The following is a 15656-nucleotide window of genomic DNA, read 5'->3' as shown; positions in this document are numbered from 1 at the left end:
GACTCCTGCTCTCGATTTTAAAGTGAAGGTGTCTAAATATTGAGAGAAATCACCTCCTCCTTAGTCACCACATACACCTTATCTCCGTCTTTCGGCTCCAGAATATATTTGCCTGTGAATTCCCCAAAAGCGGGTAAAATCATCTGATTCTTTCTTCGGAAGAAACAAGGAAGCTTTAGTTGCTGTCTTGCAATTCCATTGATCTTTACCCCGGGGTGGATGTGTCCCGAAAAATTGAAAAAACCGGTTCTTTCCTCAGGATGGTGGGTGAACAGAAAATCACCATGAATTAGCTCCGGAATTACCTGCACACCCAGTTCTTCATATTTTAAAGGGGAAATTACATCATGATTCCCTTCTACGAGGATAACTTCCGCAGAAATACTTTGCATCCATTGGTCAAAATGCTGCCATTCGTTGTTGATATAGGAATGAAAAAGATCTCCCAAAAAAAGGATCTTTTCAGGATCAAAAAATGCCATTACAAGGTCAAGTTTTAGAAAATTCCCCTTAAGCGCCTGCTGCGGGATCGCACTGCCGTGTTTTCTAAAATGGGCAACCTTCCCCAAATGAACATCGCTTATCACCAGCAGGTTTTCCTCCTTCCAAAACATGGCTCCCGAAGGATGCAGGATGAAAATCTGCCCAAGAATTTCTATGTTTTTTGTCATTTTTGAAACTACAGGTCGCCCCATTGTGCCATCATTTTTTTAATCCTGTCCTCCAGTTTTTCTGAAGATAATTTTTCGCGCATTCGGTCTGTAATGATTGGAAATGCAAATGGAGTAGGTTTTTCACACTGTTTCCAGACCAATTTTTGTTCCGAAATTCGTTCCATGGCCAATATCAATCTACCTTCCTCCAGTTGATGCTCGAATGTCTCCCTAAACGCCTGCTGAAACAATAAATTGTTAGGTTCATAATCTCTGAAAACACTAAAAAGCAGCTGCGAATTGGATTGCAAATGCTTTGTTTTGATCATTTTATTTGGAAAACCGGTGAAAACCAATCCCGAGATAACTGCGATATCACGAAATTTTCGCCTTGCCATTTCGGTGGCGTTTAAACTCTTCTGAAGGTCATCCATTAAATATTCAGAAGAAAAAAGATCATTATCGAACACCTGCTGCATATCGATCTCCTGGTCGGAAAGTAGTTCAAAACCGTAATCGTTGAACGCCAGCGAAAAAGTTATGGGAGACAATAAACTAATGCGGTATGCCATTAAACTCGCCATCGCTTCGTGCACAAACCTGCCTTCAAAAGGGTAAAAAATGGCATGATAGCCTTCCCTTGTTTTAAAGGTTTCGATCAAAAACTCATCATTTTTGGGAATGATGCTTTCCTTTTTCTGTCGCTGAAAAATGTGATAAAGCGCCTGGATTTCAAGGGAAGGCTTTTTGTTGGAATCTGCTTCTGAAGCCACCAGCATCTCCTCACGAAGCAGTTCGCTCATTTGTGCCGAGAATGACATTCTTCCTCCTGCCCAGCTGGGAAAACGGGAATTCTTCACCTTTGATTTCTTCACGATCACCTGCATATTTTTGATTTGGTAAAGCTCCAGGTTTTTCCCTGCAAAAGTAAACACATCCCCCGGATTCAATTTCGAGATAAACCATTCTTCGATCGTGCCAATGTATCCGCCTTTCAAATATTTCACCGCCAGCACAGCATCGCTCACAATGGTACCAATTTGCAGCCGGTGCCGCATTGCAATAGCCCGGTTGTTTACCTTGAAAAGTCCGTTTTCCTCGATATCCACTTTTTTGTATTCGTCATATGCCTGCAGCGTCTGGCTTCCCTTCGTAATAAAATTCAGCAGCCACTCCCACTGTTCTTCGGAAAGCGCCTGGTAACAAAAAGTGGATTTCACTTCCGGAAAAATTTCCTTCGGAATAAATCCATTTGACACCGCCAAAGTTGTCAAATACTGCACCAGCACATCAAAACTTTGCAGGTAGGGAATCCTGTCTTCCACGGCAGTTGTCTTAGCCGCCTTTTGTAATGCCGAAGCTTCTATGAGTTCCATTGCGTGGGTGGGCAGAAAATAGATCACACTTTCTTTTCCCGGTTGGTGCCCGCTCCTTCCCGCACGTTGTAGAAATCTCGCGACTCCTTTAGGTCCTCCAATTTGGATGATGGTTTCAACCGGAGCGAAATCCACCCCGAGATCCAGACTGGAAGTGGCTACCACGGCTTTTAGCTGTTCATCCCTTATCGCCTGCTCTACCCAAAGTCTTGTTTCTTTGTTAATGCTGCCGTGATGCATTGCCAGTTCCCCTGCAAATTCGGGATATTTTTGAAGGATGCGTTGAAACCAGATTTCGCACTGGGAGCGGGTGTTCGTAAAAAGCAGTGTGGTTCGGCTTTTTCTGATAATAGGCACCACCTCATCCAGCAAATGCAAACCTAAATGCCCACGCCAGGGAAAAGTTTCCATTTTCTCCGGAATAATAGATTTGACGGTAATCTTCTTTTTAAGATCGGCTTTTATCAAAACTGAATTTTTAAATGCTTCAGAATCGGGACCCAGAAGCACTTCCCTCGCCTGCTGTAAATTTCCGATAGTTGCAGAAATCCCCCAGATCTTCATCTTTGGGGAAACACTTTTCAACCTGGAAAGTGCAAGCTCGATCTGCACGCCACGTTTGGTACCCAAGAGTTCGTGCCATTCGTCAATGACGATGGCGTTAAGGTTTTTGAAAGTTTTATCGTAACCTTTGGAGGATAGTAATAATTGAAGGCTTTCAGGAGTGGTGATCAACAAATCTGGCATTTTCTTTTTTTGAGCCGCACGAATCTTTTGAGGCGTATCTCCGGTTCGAATCCCCACGGTAAGTCCGCTGCCAATTTCTTCGGCAAACCTGTTCGCCGCCTGCTCGATCTCTACCGATAACGCCCGCAGCGGAGTGATCCAAATGGCTTTTAATCCCGATTTGTGTTTCGTTTTGTATTCGGGATTCTGTTTGATGTAATCCAGGACAATAGGAATCCAGAGCGCATAGGTTTTTCCACTTCCGGTAGGAGCATTCAGTAGGCCATTTTTCCCTTGTAAAAAGGCATTCCAGGTTTGTTTTTGAAAAGCAAAGGATTTCCAGTTTTGGGACTGAAACCAGGTTCCTGCTATATTGATGAGTTTGGTTTTATTCATAGGTTTAGCCTTGAGGGGCGTCCGGCAGAGCCGGACGGGGTCGCTATTTCGGCACGAGTGCTTTTAAATCCTCCAGTGTATTTGCTTCCTCTATTTTCTTGTCCTGGCGCCACCTTAAAATGCGTGGAAATCTCGTTGCAACTCCACTTTTATGGCGTTTTGATTCTGCTATTCCTTCAAATGCAATTTCAAAAACAAGGTCAGGTTTTACACTGCGCACGGGTCCGAAACGTTCGAGGGTGTTCTTTTTGATCCAGGCATCCACCTTGCGGAATTCTGCATCTGTGAGTCCGGAGTAGGCTTTGGCGAAGGTAACGAGTTCTTCGCCGTCCCAGAGTGCAAAAGTATAATCGGTAAAAAGGTTTGATCTTCGTCCATGCCCGCGCATCGCATAAGTGAGTACAGCATCAATTGTTAGCGGCTCCACTTTCCATTTCCACCAGTCGCCTTTTTTTCTTCCTACGAGATAAGGAGAATCCCAGCGCTTCAGCATCAACCCTTCACTTTTCACTTCCCTTGCACGCTCGCGTTCGGCAATGGCTTCCTCCCATTTGTTGAAGGAAATGGTTTCTGAAAGATGCAACGGAAAACCTTCTTTTCTCACTTCAAAATATAATTGCTCCAAAAGCTCCCGCCGTTCCCGAAAAGATTTTTGCCGAATGTCTTTTCCTTTCCACTCCAAAAGGTCATAAGCTTTTAAGATCACCGGCGTTTTCTTGAGAAGTGCTTTGGAAATATTCTTTCTCCCGATGCGGGTTTGCAGATCATTAAAAGCACCAATATCTCCTTCCTGAAAAGGTAAAAGCTCGCCGTCAATTACAGTTCCATTGGGAATAGTTCCAATGAAATCCTGAAACTCGGGATATTTATCTGTCACCAGTTCCTCGCCCCTGCTCCACACAAACAACTCATTATTGCGTACAATTACCTGTGACCTAATTCCATCCCACTTGTGTTCTGCGCTCCAGTGTGTGGGATCTCCCAGCTCTTCTATGGTATCTTCCAAGGCATAGGCCAGGTAAAAAGGATATGGTTTGGATAAATAATCCTCTTCATTCTCTTCCAAAATAAGCTTTTTGAACGAAATTTTTTGTGGGTCCCAGTTTCCCATTAATTTGTAAGCCAGCACATCTTCATCAATTTCGGTAGCTTTTGCAAGGGCTCGTGTCATCAGTTTTTGACTCACTCCAATCCTGAAACTTCCGGTGATAAGTTTGGTAAATACAAAGCGTTCATAATAATTCAGCTTCAGCCAGTTTTCGTTTAAATATTCCTTTTTTTCAGGTTCAGGTAGTTTTTTGAGTTCGATCATTTCCTCCACAAATTGATATAAGTTCTTTTCAGAATGCGCTTCGGAAGGTGGAATTACCAAAGCAATGGTTTCTGCTAAATCACCAACGATGTGGTAAGATTCTTCAAAGAGCCACAAGGGAATCTTGGCAATTTCACTAGCCCAGGTACGCAGCAGCGTTGTATTTACGGGCCGTGGCGGCCGGCGGTGGGAGAGTATGGCAATCGCCCAGACCTTATCTTTTTCTTCGGCATTTTTAAAATAATCTGTCAGGGCCGCCACTTTTACCGTGGTTTTGTTGGTACTGTCGAGTGCTTTTATAAGTTCTGCGAATTGTTTCATCCTTTACCCTGCCTTCTCCAAAAAGAGAAGGAGTTTGTTAATATTTCTTATTCTATTTTGTTTCACAACCTGCAGATCCTGAAATAAATTCAGGATGACGTGACCTGCGAGGGCTTTTAAAATTATTCTGTTTCTTCAATTTTTGCGTCCATTTCTGCAAGTTCGCCTTCGTACTGGGTTTCTGCAGTGCGGGCATCATAGCCCATTTCATTTAAAAACCTGCAGAAAATTTCGGTATAGCCGTGTGTACAAACTACTCTTTCACAGCCTGTGGCCTTAATGGAAGTTAATAATCCCTGCCAGTCACAATGATCTGAAAGAACAAAGCCTTTATCAATAGCGCGCCTTCGGCGAGCACCACGAAAAGCCATCCAGCCGCTGGCGTTTCCGGTTTCATAAGGCACCATCTTCTTGATCCATGTGCTGCCGTGGGCACTTGGTGGTGCCAGCACGATATTTCCTTTAATTTCCTCCTTTTTAATGTCTCGTGTTATTCTTGTGGTTGGCGGGAAATCTACCAGTGGCCGTAAAACATCTGTCATATTTTCAATCGCGCCGTGGGTATAGATTTTCCCAATAGATGTATCCAGGTGTTTTAGCAAACGTTGAGCTTTTCCTAAGGAATACCCAAAAAGCACAGAAGTTTTCCCGGCCTCCCTGTTTTGCTGCCACCAGCTATTAATATCATTCATTACCTGCTGCTGCGGAAGCCATTTAAAGGCCGGTAAACCAAAAGTGCATTCGGTAATGAAAGCGTCACATTTTACCGGCTCAAAGGGAACTGAAATCCCGTCGTCTTCCGTCTTGTAATCTCCTGTAAAAACCCAGACTTCTCCCTTGTGTTCAACCCGAATCTGCGAAGAACCAATGATATGTCCCGCAGGATGAAATGAGAATTTTACTCCGTTTATCGTGATCGTTTCATTATAATTCACTCCAGCAACCTCTATATCGCCTAACCGATGCTTTATAATAGGAACATTGGTATTATGGGTAATGTATTTTTTATGCCCCCAACGGGAATGATCTGCGTGACCGTGGGTGATAAAAGCTTTGTCCACAGGTTTCCACGGATCTAAATAAACATTTGCCTGGGCGCAGTAAATGCCTTTATGGTTAAAGGCTAATAAGGGTTCTTCCATCCCTGGGTTTTCTGGTTCTTCCTAAAGTTAAGAATTTTCATGCAGGGCTTTTCCTGCATTAGGAAAACATTAAAATTTTCCCCGCATTTGTGTAAGCGATTGTAGCGGTTAGCTCCCAATGACCGACAGGGAGTTGGGACTAAAAGCGGAAAGCGCGACCCCGACTTTAGGAGGGGATACACCCAAAAAATTATAAAAGTGTAAGAGTACTATGTATGATTATTTATATTTGGTTAAAAATTTATACTATGTCATTTTCAGATTTATTTGGGCACGGAGAGCATTTGCGTAACCTTAGCCATTTTGCTTCTATTGTTAATCTGGCTGCCGCCGACGGGGAGATTAATCCTCAGGAAGAGAAGCAACTAAAGCGGTTCGCTCAAAAACTGGATATTAGCGAAGATGAATATTTAAAAGTACTGGACAACCCAACAGCTTTTCCTCTTAGTCCTTATAACAGCTCCGAAAAAAGACTGGAGCGGCTGCATGATTTATTTAAGATCATCTTTTCTGACCACCAGATTGAACCGCAAGAAGAAGTATTAATCAAACGATATGCGATTGGATTGGGTTTTTCTGCAGAAGCTTCGGAAGGAATCATTAATAGATCTGTTCAAATCTTTAGCGGACAAATTGATTTCGACGATTACCTGTATTTATTGAATAAGGAAAAATAAGAGGTTGTAGAGGTTGAAAGTTAGAGGTTAGAGGTGGAGGTTTTCAAAAAAGCTGATACAAAACTCTACCTGCTAAAATCTGTAAATTTATTTGCTACCTAGCCATAAAATCTTCAACTTTTTCTACCATTTCACTATTTCCGCAGAAGAAAGGAACTCTTTGATGAAGTTCCTTAGGCTCAATATCCATTATTCGTCTAAAACCGTCACTGGCCTTGCCTCCTGCCTGCTCAGCGATATAAGCCATTGGATTACATTCGTACAACAAACGCAATTTTCCATCAGGTGCTTTTGAAGTGGTGGGATAGATGTATATTCCGCCTTTGATCATATTCCGGTGAAAATCTGAAACCAGCGAACCAATATATCTTGAAGTATACGGCCTCTCACCCTCTTCCTGCTGACAATATTTAATATAGTCTTTTACACCCTGTGGAAAATGCACATAATTCCCTTCATTTACCGAATAGATGCGCCCGTCTTCGGGAAATTTCATATCAGGATGTGACAAGTACCATGAGCCCAAAGCGGGGTTTAAGGTAAATCCATTCACGCCGTGTCCCGTTGTATAAACGAGCATGGTCGAAGTCCCATAAACCACGTACCCGGCAGCCACCTGTTTATGGCCCGGTTGTAAAAAATCTTCAAGTTGTACCGGTGTGCCAAGCGGTGTTACTCTCCTGTAGATAGAAAAAATAGTTCCCACAGAAACATTTACATCAATATTGGAACTGCCATCGAGTGGATCCATTAAAACCACATACTTATTCTGATGGTCATTTTTTTGGCCCGAAATTGTAATGAAATCATCATTTTCTTCGGAAGCGATTCCGCAAACAATCTCGCGGTTCGTCAATGTCTGAATGAATTTTTCATTAGCATAAACATCCAGCTTTTGCTGGTCTTCCCCCTGTATATTTGTTTCACCCGCAGCACCGGTAATATCAACCAGTCCGGCTTTATTGACTTCGTGGTTCACCACTTTTGCGGCCAGCCTTATGGAGTTAATCAGGCGGGAAAGTTCTCCTGAAGAAAAAGGAAATGCTGCCTGGTTTTCAATAATAAACTCTCCTAAAGTCTGGTTCTTTTTTGCCATTTTTGAAGCTCCATCTGGTTACGCGAACAAAACTAACCTAAATATTTTTACAGAACTACAACGATTTCGTGAATTTATTCTTAAAATCAATTTCTATTTTTGTCTCAAAGAAAACATATGGAATTCAAGATTAGGAAGGCCAACAAAGAAGATATGCCTGCTGTATTAGAATTGGTTGGAGAACTGGCAGCTTTTGAAAACGAACCCGATGCGGTTGAAATCACCGTTGAAACTCTTGAAAAAGAAGGTTTTGGCGATAATCCTCTCTTCACCTGTTTTGTTGCCGAAGTAGCAGGAAGAATTGAAGGAATGGCTTTGGTGTACTATAGATTTTCCACATGGAAAGGAAGAACGCTTCACCTCGAAGATCTCATTGTAAGAGAAGAAAAACGTGGAACCGGCCTTGGAAATGCCCTTTATAAGGAAGTAATATCTTTCGCCAAATCACAAGACCTTAAGAGGGTTGAATGGGTTGTACTGGATTGGAATCAACATGCCATTGATTTCTATGAGCGCAGCGGCGCAACTATCCTGAAAGACTGGTATACTGTCCAGATGGACAGCGAAGGCATCAGAAAATTCACAGAAAAAATTCAATGAGAATATTCAAATTTGGAGGTGCATCTGTCAAGGATGCCGGGGGCGTCAAAAATGTACTAAAGGTCCTGGAAACGGCAGGAAACGAGAATAAACTCATTGTTATTTCTGCCATGGGCAAAACCACAAATGCTCTGGAAACCGTTGTAGAAGATTACCTCTCTGGGAAACCTTTTCGAAGCAGTCTTCACCAGGTTAAAGAGTTTCATCATTCCATCCTGCTGGAGCTTTTTGAAAACAAGGAAGCTGTAATTTTCTCACAAATAAATGCCCTTTTTGACACACTGGAAAATTTTCTTGAACATAACAAATCCACCAAGTATGATTTTGTTTACGACCAGATAGTTTGTTACGGGGAATTGATTTCTACCAGAGTTGTAAGTGAATATCTTAAGTTTCAAGGTGTTCAAAATCAATGGCTGGATGCACGAAATCTTATTAAAACCGATAGTACCTACCGCGATGCACAGGTACAATGGGAAGAAACCCAGGAAGAGATAATTGCTGCCGTAAATCTTCAATCCCTCAGCATTACCCAGGGTTTTATTGGGGCAGACAGTAATAATTTCACCACCACTCTTGGAAGGGAGGGAAGTGATTATACTGCAGCCATTTTCGCATATTGCCTCAATGCACAAAGCGTTACCATTTGGAAAGATGTACCCGGTGTTCTAAATGCAGATCCACGCGTTTTTAAAAACCCTGCACTCCTTAACCAAATCTCGTATGAAGAAGCCATAGAACTCGCTTTTTACGGTGCTTCTGTAATTCACCCAAAGACGCTGCAACCCTTACAGCGCAAAGAAATTCCCTTGTATGTAAGGTCTTTTTTACATCCTGAAAAAGAGGGCACTGCCGTAAGTAAAGGTCAGGCGTTAATACCGCACATGCCGTGTTTTATTGTAAAGAGAAACCAGGTTTTAATTTCCTTGTCGGCGCTGGATTTTTCTTTTATGGTAGAGGAAAACATAAGTGAAATCTTCAGTTTATTTCATAAATATCAAATCAAGGTAGACCTCATCCAAAACTCTGCGATTAGTTTTTCTGTGTGTGTTGATAATAAATTTAATAACTTGGAAAAGTTAATCAACCATTTAAAAGCCAGATTTAAAGTAGAATACCTCACCGGCGTTTCTTTGTATACCATTCGGCATTTCGACGATGCCGCTATTAAAAGTCTTGAGAAAGACAAGGAAATTCTGTTGAAACAATTAGCCAAAGAAACCGTTCAGATAGTAACCAGAGGCTAGAATGTTCTTTTAATTCTGCTGAAAATAAATTAGATCACATATGGGTATTGTAAGTTCGAAAGAAGTTGCCAAAGTAATGAACCTGGATAAATATGGGTTTTTAGGAACTTCCATAGGATGGATGGTGCTTCAAAGCACCAAGCTTTCGGTTATCAATAAGGAATACGAAAAACGGAAAAATCTCTCCGGAACGCAATTTATAGATTCCATTTTGAAGGCTTTTGAAATTGATTTTGAAATTCCCGAAGAAGACCTTAAGAGAATACCCAAAAATGGTCCTTTTATTACCATTTCTAACCATCCGCTGGGTGGGATTGACGGCATGATCCTTATGAAATTGCTCCTTGCCAAAAGAGAAGATTATAAAGTGATCGCCAACTTTCTCCTGCACCGTATAGATCCGCTGAAGCCTTACATCATGCCGGTAAACCCTTTTGAAGAGCATAAAGATGCACAATCAAGTCTTGCCGGGATCAAAGATGCCATTGCACATTTACAGGAAGGAAAACCGCTGGGAATTTTCCCTGCAGGTGAAGTTTCAACATATCGGGATCATAGAATGATCGTAGACAGGCCTTGGGAACCATCGGCAATGAAATTGATCCAGAAGTCCAAGGTACCGGTGATCCCTATATACTTCCACGCCCGTAACAGCACTTTCTTTTATAGATTAGCTTCAGTAAATGACATTTTACGCACTGCAAAGCTACCCAGTGAAATGCTCTCCCAGAAAAAACGGAAAATTAAAGTACGTATAGGGAACGCGATTTCCCCGGAAGACCAACAGAATTTGCCCGACCTGGAAACTTACACTGCTTTTCTTCGCAGAAAGACCTATATGCTGGCAAATTCCTTTGAGAAAAAGAACTTTTTAAAAGGTATTCCGAAGAACCTCAAGAAACCAAAACCGCCCCAAAAGATCGTGGAAGAAACCAATGAGGAACTAATGAAAGCCGAAGTCCAAACCTGCCGGGTGTTAGATAAAAGGCTGCTGGAAAGCAAAAACTATGAAGTGTTTCTCGCGAAGAAAGAAGTCATTCCAAATATTCTTCAGGAAATAGGAAGACTAAGAGAAATTACTTTTCGGGAAATTGGGGAGGGAACAAATAAACCAATAGACCTGGACGAATTTGATGATTATTACTACCATATGTTCCTTTGGGATAATGACACAAATAAAATTGCCGGAGCTTACCGAATGGGAATGGGAGCTGAGATTTATGAAAAATACGGCATGAATGGATTCTACCTTCAGGATCTTTTCCGGTTTGACCAGGAGTTGCACGAGATGATGAGCCAGTCCATTGAAATGGGAAGAGCTTTCATTATAAAAGAATATCAAATGCGGCCAATGCCCCTTTTCCTTTTATGGAAAGGGATTGTTCATTGCACGCTTCGTTTCCCAACGCATAAATATTTGATTGGCGGCGTGAGCATCAGCAATAAGTTTTCAAATTTTTCAAAGTCACTGATGATCGAATTTATGAAGTCGCACTATTATGATCCTTACATTGCGCAATATGTTCGGCCAAAAAAGGAATTTAAGGTGAAACTGAAAGACGGGGACAAGGATTTCGTTTTTGATGCTACAAAAGCCGATCTTCAGAAGTTTGATAAGATCATCGACGAAATAGAGCCGGGAAGCCTTCGCCTGCCCGTTTTGATAAAAAAGTACGTCAAGCAAAACGCCAGGGTCATTGCTTTTAATGTAGACCCCTTATTTAACGATGTGGTGGATGGCTTGATGTATATAAAAATCTCCGATCTTCCTGAAAGTACTGTAAAGCCTGTTTTGGAAGAATTTCAAAAGGAATTGGAAAACAAAGTATCCAAAAATCAGACTTCAGTTTAAATTTCTTCCTGCTGAAACCGCGTTAATAATTTGTTATTAGAACCAAAGGGTTGGAAGTTCCTTTTTTGATTAGTATATTTCTATTTCAGAAAAGAAAATCATGGAAAAAATACTGATAGTAGGTGCGCACGGCAGCACCGGAAAACGAGTTATAGAGATACTCAACAATACACAAAGCTTTGAACCCATTGCGATGATTCGAAAGGAGGAGCAAAAATCCATTTTTGATGATATGGATGTGGAATCTGTCCTGGCAGATCTTGAGCAGGACGATCTTTCTCCTGCGCTAAAGGGAATTGACAAGGTGATTTTTGCAGCAGGTTCGGGAGGACACACCGGCCCCGAAAAAACTACCGCAGTAGATGAAGAAGGAGCTATTAAAGTTATTGATGCTGCCGTAAAGGCCAAAGTAAAGAAATTTGTGATGCTAAGCGCAATGAGCGCAGACGAACCTTCTTCGCATAAAGAACTTGAACATTACCTAAAAGCAAAGGCTGAAGCAGACAAATATCTACGCAACAGCGGACTCAACTATACCATTGTGCGTCCCGGGGCGCTTACAGATGACCTGGGAATGGGAAAAGTACAATTAGGCGAAAAAGTCGAACGCGGTGAAATTTCCCGAGATGATGTGGCTTTCCTTTTAGTGATGTCCCTTGCAGATCCATTGGCGAAAAATAAAACGTTTGAAGCGATTGAGGGAGACGAGCCCATAAAATCTGCTTTGATTGAGATTAGTCAGGGGTGATGTATTAAAGGAGGTCAAAATGATGAAACCACGACGTAAGGAGATTTCAGCCGGAATGGAAGTAAGTATTGTGCAAAAGCAGGATCAGCGTTCAGGGAAACTCACGGAAGGTGTGGTTCGTGATATTCTTACAAAATCTCCGTCACATCCTCACGGCATCAAAGTGCGTCTTGAAAGTGGGGAAGTGGGAAGAGTACAACATATTATCGCTTAGAATTTCTACAGATTATTTGAGATTCTGAAACAGGTTCAGAATCTCAAATTTTCAGTTTAATAAGCAATTAACTCTTCTTAATAAGCTCGAATCCGCTGGGAATTCAGAACAATTAGAAACATGGCTGCGGCAATCAACAGCATTATTGTACTAAAACTTATGCCCGCGTCAATTAAAAAGCCGATGATAAGAGGTCCTAAGGCGGTGCTAATGACCATAAACATGGTAAAGACACTTCGAATAGCTCCCATTTTTTCGGTTCCGTAGATCTCGGCAATCAAAGAAGTTTTTACGGTGCCGGCCACTCCTGTCGTAATTCCTGCCAGCACCAGGAAGATCAAAGCACCCATGATACTATCCATTAAGGCAAAAGGAATGAGCCCCAAAGTCATGGGTAGCAGGTAATATCGAAACAGCACTTTGGCCGTAAATTTATCTACCCATAATCCACCGAAAAGTGAGAAAAGGAAGCGGGTTGCGGCATAAATTGTAAAAAAGGTGGCATAAAGCTGAATGGACCAACCCTTATCTTCCACAAATACATATTGGTAAAAGAAGATGGCGGTACTGGAAAAGCCAAGGATAAAACTTGCCGGTACCATTACAGAAAACTTATTGTCAAACACGATTTCCTTGTAATTCCTCATGAGAGACAAAGTCGATGGCCTTCCTTCCCCGGTGAGTTGTTTATCAAAATGATCAAGTTTTGTAAATTTTAAACGTATTAGGTAGAGTAAAAGCGCCACACCACTTCCAATTGCTGCCATCCTCCAGTCAAACCAGCTAATGACAAGCGCAATAATGACCGGAAATACAGCCTCGCCCACAGAATATCCCAAAGAAGAAATACTCAGCGCCTTTCCCCTGTTCTTATCATAGTATTTGGAAATAATGGTCATGCTAATATGGCTTAGCAACCCTTGGCCTGTAAGCCTTAATCCAGTCAAAGCAATAAAAAGCAGCCCAATATGGTAAGAAAAACCTAATAATATGCACGAAAATGCCAGACATATAATCGTGTAGGCCGTGACCTTTTTTACAGATTTATGATCAACTGTATGTCCTACGGTAAGCATTATAAAAGAAGCCGCCAGCGTACAACTGGCATATATAGCGCCAAAAGAACCTTCAGAAATATTAAAAGCCCTAATGATTTCAGGAACGTATAGAGAAATTAGAAAAGTTTGACCAAAACTAGACAAAAAGGTAAGTAGCCAGCCAAAGCTCACCTGCCTAAAATTACCTTTTACAAAATAGAAGAAATCTTTCAAACCGGTTTTATTTATACATTAAAACCTGCAAAGGTAAGGCAGCGTCTTTTCTGAAAAAGATTAAAAGCTTATTTAAAAAAACTTTAGTATTTCACTGAAAACCAAAAGGCTGCATAGCCACTAAATTATCTACTATAAAAAAGCTTTATCGTTTGGTTCCCAAAGCTCAATTTTATTTCCTTCGGGATCCATGATCCAGCCGAATTTCCCCTCTTCAACCTTCTGGATCTCATCCATGACCTCAACTCCTTCTTCCTTCAAAACTTCCAGCAATTCCTCCAGGTTCTCCACCCGAAAGTTCATCATAAATTCCTTTTTTGAAGGTTCAAAATAAGTGGTATCTTCTTTAAACGGGCTCCATTGCGTAGAACATTTGTTCCCGTTTTCATCCTTCCACCAAAAGGTGCAGCCCCATTGATCTGTATTTAATCCTAGATGTTTATTATACCAGTCTTTTACTGCATTTGGATCTTTGGTCTTAAAAAAAATTCCACCAATTCCTGTTACCCTGTTTTTCATATCTTTTAAAGTTTCGTGACAGCTTATGCAACCGCAATGAATCGCGGTTTTACTACTTCTGGTTACTTAAGTCGGCACTTCCAAAGGCCTTGATGATCTTTTCTGCAATGGTGTTTGCCAGTTTTTGATGAGATTCTATTGTCCATCCTGCAACATGCGGACTTAAAATGACATTTTTCATCAGCAATAATTCCTGAAGTGCTTCCGGTAGCTCTTCTTCTGAAAAAAGGTTCTCAAAAGAGCTTTTTTCATACTCCAGCACATCGAGCCCTGCGCCCAGAATCTTTTTATTCTGAAGTGCTGTAACAAGATCGGCAGTTACGACGCTTTTTCCGCGGGCGGTATTGAGGAACCAAAATGGTTTTTTGAAGGAGTTTATGAAATCTTCATTGATCATTTTGTTGGTTTCTGAAGTCCTTGGTGTATGAAGGCTCAGGACATCTGTTTTCTTCTGAAGCTCCTGAAGGCTTACCTGCCGCGCATTTTCATCACCTATATTTTCTTTGATGTCATAGCACAAAACCTCTACATCAAAGCCACATAACTTTTTCGCAAAGGCTTTTCCCATATTTCCGTAGCCAATGATCCCCACGGTTTTTCCTTCCAGTTCCACACCGCGGTTTGCCTCGCGGTACCAGAAACCTTCCCTTACCTGGCGATCTGCCTGGTTTAATTTATTGAACAGAGAAAGCAACATTCCCAGGGCATGTTCCCCCACAGCATTTCTGTTTCCCTCAGGTGCCGAAAATAGCATTATTCCGCGCTTTTCTGCATAATCGACATCTATGCTTTCCAATCCCGCTCCTACTCTTGCAATGAATTTCAAGTTTGGCGCGGCATCCAAAAAATCTTTGCCAATCTTAAACCGACTTCTTATCACAATCCCGTCGTACAAATATTGATTTTCAAGGATTTCTTCAGGCGATTGATTGTAGGCTTCTATGTTGTGGTGACCGGCATCTTCCAGCTGCTTCATTAAAGTAGGATGATTGCTGTCTGCATGTAAAATGATCATAAAGAATCAGATTTTTGGATAGTCAGATTGGGTGAGGCTGTCCTGCACATTACCCGTGTGTTTTGTACTGAGTTTTTCAAAAAGCATGATATGCACTTCCTCTCCGTTTTTGGTTTTTGGGCAGTGTTTTAAGCCCTTCGGAACCACAATGATCTCGCCTTCTTTTACAACCTCTGTCCTGTCTTCAAACTGCATGTATAAAGTGCCTTTTTGCACCTGGAAAAGCTCATCTTCCTCTTCATGTTCATGCCACACGAATTCATCTTTAACTTTTGCAAGCAAAACCTGCATGTCATTCACCACCGCTATTTGATGCGGATGCCAATGCTGACTGAAACGGGTGAGTTTTTCTTTTGGATCTATAGATTTCATAGGGATAATGCCATTTTTGGATATTCTGCAGAAATGCTGCAATTACAAAGCTACTATAAAAAAGAAGAAAAAAACAGGTTTTTGAGTCCGGGGCAGGGATTGCAGCGGCACCCCCCGAC

At 41.7% G+C, this 15656-nt stretch carries 15 protein-coding genes; 6 read left to right on the top strand and 9 right to left on the bottom strand.

What is annotated here, in order from left to right:
• Positions 1-32: 32 nt before the first annotated feature.
• The 4 genes from pdeM to ACOV1Q_RS03175 all read right to left on the bottom strand — a co-directional run bounded on the left by pdeM (position 33) and on the right by ACOV1Q_RS03175 (position 5926).
• A complete protein-coding gene (gene pdeM, locus ACOV1Q_RS03190; protein WP_424492991.1) occupies positions 33-671 on the bottom strand; it encodes a ligase-associated DNA damage response endonuclease PdeM in 639 nt (212 codons plus the stop codon).
• Positions 672-679: 8 nt separating this feature from the next.
• The gene (locus tag ACOV1Q_RS03185; protein ID WP_424492990.1) at positions 680-3151 is read right to left on the bottom strand and encodes a ligase-associated DNA damage response DEXH box helicase; all 2472 of its coding nucleotides are present in this window, start codon (positions 3149-3151) and stop codon (positions 680-682) included.
• Positions 3152-3194: 43 nt separating this feature from the next.
• Positions 3195-4784, bottom strand: coding sequence for an ATP-dependent DNA ligase (locus tag ACOV1Q_RS03180; protein ID WP_424492989.1), 1590 nt, complete (start codon positions 4782-4784; stop codon positions 3195-3197).
• 122 nt (positions 4785-4906) lie between these two features.
• The gene (locus ACOV1Q_RS03175; RefSeq protein ID WP_424492988.1) at positions 4907-5926 is read right to left on the bottom strand and encodes a ligase-associated DNA damage response exonuclease; all 1020 of its coding nucleotides are present in this window, start codon (positions 5924-5926) and stop codon (positions 4907-4909) included.
• A 248-nt stretch (positions 5927-6174) separates the two neighbouring features.
• On the opposite strand from ACOV1Q_RS03175, the gene ACOV1Q_RS03170 reads away from it, so the two are divergent.
• Positions 6175-6603, top strand: coding sequence for a tellurite resistance TerB family protein (locus ACOV1Q_RS03170; protein ID WP_424492987.1), 429 nt, complete (start codon positions 6175-6177; stop codon positions 6601-6603).
• Positions 6604-6697: 94 nt separating this feature from the next.
• Here ACOV1Q_RS03170 and fbp read toward each other — a convergent pair whose 3' ends face one another.
• A complete protein-coding gene (gene fbp, locus ACOV1Q_RS03165) occupies positions 6698-7699 on the bottom strand; it encodes a class 1 fructose-bisphosphatase (protein ID WP_424492986.1) in 1002 nt (333 codons plus the stop codon).
• 117 nt (positions 7700-7816) lie between these two features.
• Between fbp and ACOV1Q_RS03160 the strand changes: the two genes are divergently transcribed.
• The 5 genes from ACOV1Q_RS03160 (at position 7817) to ACOV1Q_RS03140 (ending at position 12360) form a co-directional block, all read left to right on the top strand.
• On the top strand, positions 7817-8299 hold the full coding sequence (locus tag ACOV1Q_RS03160; RefSeq protein ID WP_424492985.1) for a GNAT family N-acetyltransferase: 483 nt from the start codon (positions 7817-7819) through the stop codon (positions 8297-8299).
• A complete protein-coding gene (locus ACOV1Q_RS03155; RefSeq protein WP_424492984.1) occupies positions 8296-9546 on the top strand; it encodes an aspartate kinase in 1251 nt (416 codons plus the stop codon). Before ACOV1Q_RS03160 ends, ACOV1Q_RS03155 begins: the two co-directional genes overlap by 4 nt.
• Before the next feature lie 40 nt (positions 9547-9586).
• A complete protein-coding gene (locus ACOV1Q_RS03150; protein WP_424492983.1) occupies positions 9587-11398 on the top strand; it encodes a GNAT family N-acyltransferase in 1812 nt (603 codons plus the stop codon).
• 100 nt (positions 11399-11498) lie between these two features.
• Positions 11499-12146 carry an SDR family oxidoreductase gene (locus ACOV1Q_RS03145; protein ID WP_424492982.1) on the top strand — a complete coding sequence of 216 codons (648 nt, stop codon included), beginning with the start codon at positions 11499-11501 and terminating at the stop codon, positions 12144-12146.
• Positions 12127-12360 (top strand): YwbE family protein, encoded by a 234-nt coding sequence (locus ACOV1Q_RS03140; protein ID WP_489686608.1) that lies wholly within the window; start codon positions 12127-12129, stop codon positions 12358-12360. Before ACOV1Q_RS03145 ends, ACOV1Q_RS03140 begins: the two co-directional genes overlap by 20 nt.
• Positions 12361-12437: 77 nt before the next feature.
• Here ACOV1Q_RS03140 and ACOV1Q_RS03135 read toward each other — a convergent pair whose 3' ends face one another.
• The 4 genes from ACOV1Q_RS03135 to ACOV1Q_RS03120 all read right to left on the bottom strand — a co-directional run bounded on the left by ACOV1Q_RS03135 (position 12438) and on the right by ACOV1Q_RS03120 (position 15537).
• Positions 12438-13631 carry an MFS transporter gene (locus ACOV1Q_RS03135; RefSeq protein WP_424492981.1) on the bottom strand — a complete coding sequence of 398 codons (1194 nt, stop codon included), beginning with the start codon at positions 13629-13631 and terminating at the stop codon, positions 12438-12440.
• 132 nt (positions 13632-13763) lie between these two features.
• Positions 13764-14150 (bottom strand): VOC family protein, encoded by a 387-nt coding sequence (locus tag ACOV1Q_RS03130; protein ID WP_424492980.1) that lies wholly within the window; start codon positions 14148-14150, stop codon positions 13764-13766.
• Positions 14151-14202: 52 nt separating this feature from the next.
• Entirely contained in the window at positions 14203-15165 is a 963-nt protein-coding gene (locus tag ACOV1Q_RS03125; RefSeq protein WP_424492979.1) for a 2-hydroxyacid dehydrogenase, read from the bottom strand.
• A gap of 6 nt (positions 15166-15171) precedes the next feature.
• Positions 15172-15537, bottom strand: coding sequence for a cupin domain-containing protein (locus ACOV1Q_RS03120; RefSeq protein ID WP_424492978.1), 366 nt, complete (start codon positions 15535-15537; stop codon positions 15172-15174).
• Positions 15538-15656: the final 119 nt, after the last annotated feature.

The sequence above is a fragment of the Salinimicrobium maris genome, from assembly GCF_049680855.1.
GTDB lineage: Bacteria > Bacteroidota > Bacteroidia > Flavobacteriales > Flavobacteriaceae > Salinimicrobium.
The sequence above is the reverse complement of the archived record's forward strand: the minus strand, read 5'-3'. Positions and strand labels throughout refer to the sequence as shown.

Bases quoted from the DNA above. Each gene is read 5' to 3' on its own strand.
- ACOV1Q_RS03175 (WP_424492988.1), bottom strand. From the start codon at position 5,926: ATGGAAGAACCCTTATTAGCCTTTAACCATAAAGGCATTTACTGCGCC.
- ACOV1Q_RS03180 (WP_424492989.1), bottom strand. From the start codon at position 4,784: ATGAAACAATTCGCAGAACTTATAAAAGCACTCGACAGTACCAACAAA.
- ACOV1Q_RS03170 (WP_424492987.1), top strand. From the start codon at position 6,175: ATGTCATTTTCAGATTTATTTGGGCACGGAGAGCATTTGCGTAACCTT.
- ACOV1Q_RS03160 (WP_424492985.1), top strand. From the start codon at position 7,817: ATGGAATTCAAGATTAGGAAGGCCAACAAAGAAGATATGCCTGCTGTA.
- ACOV1Q_RS03130 (WP_424492980.1), bottom strand. From the start codon at position 14,150: ATGAAAAACAGGGTAACAGGAATTGGTGGAATTTTTTTTAAGACCAAA.
- ACOV1Q_RS03155 (WP_424492984.1), top strand. From the start codon at position 8,296: ATGAGAATATTCAAATTTGGAGGTGCATCTGTCAAGGATGCCGGGGGC.
- ACOV1Q_RS03120 (WP_424492978.1), bottom strand. From the start codon at position 15,537: ATGAAATCTATAGATCCAAAAGAAAAACTCACCCGTTTCAGTCAGCAT.
- ACOV1Q_RS03150 (WP_424492983.1), top strand. From the start codon at position 9,587: ATGGGTATTGTAAGTTCGAAAGAAGTTGCCAAAGTAATGAACCTGGAT.
- ACOV1Q_RS03145 (WP_424492982.1), top strand. From the start codon at position 11,499: ATGGAAAAAATACTGATAGTAGGTGCGCACGGCAGCACCGGAAAACGA.
- pdeM (WP_424492991.1), bottom strand. From the start codon at position 671: ATGACAAAAAACATAGAAATTCTTGGGCAGATTTTCATCCTGCATCCT.
- ACOV1Q_RS03125 (WP_424492979.1), bottom strand. From the start codon at position 15,165: ATGATCATTTTACATGCAGACAGCAATCATCCTACTTTAATGAAGCAG.
- ACOV1Q_RS03185 (WP_424492990.1), bottom strand. From the start codon at position 3,151: ATGAATAAAACCAAACTCATCAATATAGCAGGAACCTGGTTTCAGTCC.
- fbp (WP_424492986.1), bottom strand. From the start codon at position 7,699: ATGGCAAAAAAGAACCAGACTTTAGGAGAGTTTATTATTGAAAACCAG.